This window comes from Robertmurraya mangrovi, from assembly GCF_034427655.1.
GTDB lineage: Bacteria > Bacillota > Bacilli > Bacillales > Cytobacillaceae > Robertmurraya_A > Robertmurraya_A mangrovi.
The window spans coordinates 1-1,478 of the sequence record NZ_JAXOFX010000039.1 but is presented as its reverse complement, the minus strand read 5'-3'; the positions used below and the strand labels follow the sequence as shown (position 1 = coordinate 1,478).

Genomic DNA, 1,478 nt, shown 5'->3' with positions numbered 1-1,478 from the left:
GGTAGTGACCCCTAAAAGTTAGAGTTTTAATTATGCAGCTTTTTGGCTAGTTTGAGTTCGGTATTGCACGGGACTTAAACCAGCCAATTTTACTTTAATTCTTTCGTTATTGTAATAATAAATGTAGTTATCAATCTTTTGTTTTAGTTCAGTATAAGGCAATAGTGCCTCGCCATAGTACATTTCTTGTTTCATAATCCCAAAGAAATTTTCCATAGTGGCATTATCTGCACACGTAGCTTTCCTAGACATGCTTTGAAAGATTTTGTTTTTCTTCAATTCTTTTACCCATTTGTTATGTTGGTAATGCCATCCTTGGTCGGAGTGTATAGTTGTTCGATACGCTGCTGTAATCTTAATGGATTTAATTGCCTGATCAAGGGGCTTAAGTACAAGATCCAAAGTTGGCTTATTTGAAATGCCGTAAGATATAATTTCACCATTATATAAATCTAGGATAGGGCTCAAATATAGTTTCTCTTCCCCCGCACACTTAAATTCCGTGATATCTGTTACCAGCTTTTGAAGTCGAATAGGGGTACTGAATCGACGATTTAGACGATTTTTGGCTACCCTACCAACCGAGCCTTTATACGAATTATAACGACGAGATTTGCGAGTGAACTTTACGCATTTTAAACCCAGCTCTTTCATTATTCGTTGAACTTTCTTATGGTTTACCAGATACCCTTTCGCTCTTAGCTCTAAATGAATACGTCGATATCCATATTTCCCCTCATGTTTATGAAACAACTCAATAACCAACTCTTTCAAAGCTTGGTCTGGATCTTCTTTCTTAGATTGCTTAATATGATAATGATAGGTTGCTTCTGGTATGCCTACTACCTCTAACACATCTGTTAATTTGAATCCTTCTTCTTTGAGTTCGAATGCTACCGTTGCTTGTGCTTTTCTAGGTAGGCAGACGGATTCTCCTGAAAAGCTTTTAACTTTTTTAAGTACGCAATTTCTAATCGAAGAAGTTCATTTTCCCGCTCTAATTGTTCCTCGCGAGACATTGATTTTTCTTGTTTTGATGGGTTCGCTTTTCTTTTTCCAGACATATGGGGCCGTCCTTTCGGTTTCGATTCGAGCCCTACAATCCCTTCATTAAGAAAAGTTTTCTTCCAGCTAGCAATGAGAGACCGATTATTCATCTTAAACTCTATTGCAGTATCTTGGTAAGAAGCGCCCGTTTGTTTCATAAAGTTTAATACATCCAACTTAAATTGAACAGAATAAACCTCTTTAGAACGCTTTTTACTTAATCCCTTTTTACCAAATGCTTTATATGAATTTACCCACCTTTCAATAATACTTTTACTTGGAATTTCATATTTCTGAGCTAATAACTTATATCCCAAAGAATCTTCAAGATATTCCTTAACAACCTTCAACTTAAATTGATCACTATACTTCGACATACAAAAAACACCCCAAAAGTTAGATTTCTACTCTAACTTTTGGGGTGCAGTACC

The 1,478-nt window shown here is 36.0% G+C and carries 2 protein-coding genes; both read right to left on the bottom strand.

The window, feature by feature from the left end:
* Positions 1–30: 30 nt before the first annotated feature.
* Positions 31–975, bottom strand: a complete 945-nt coding sequence (locus SM124_RS23920; protein WP_322448964.1) for an IS3 family transposase — start codon at positions 973–975, stop codon at positions 31–33.
* Complete coding sequence (locus SM124_RS23915) at positions 894–1,424, bottom strand: helix-turn-helix domain-containing protein (RefSeq protein WP_322448963.1); 531 nt, start codon at positions 1,422–1,424, stop codon at positions 894–896. Before SM124_RS23915 ends, SM124_RS23920 begins: the two co-directional genes overlap by 82 nt.
* Positions 1,425–1,478 lie beyond the last annotated feature (54 nt).

What these genes read in the sequence shown, in the direction of transcription:
- SM124_RS23915 (WP_322448963.1), bottom strand. Translation starts at nt 1,424, where the DNA reads ATGTCGAAGTATAGTGATCAATTTAAGTTGAAGGTTGTTAAGGAATAT.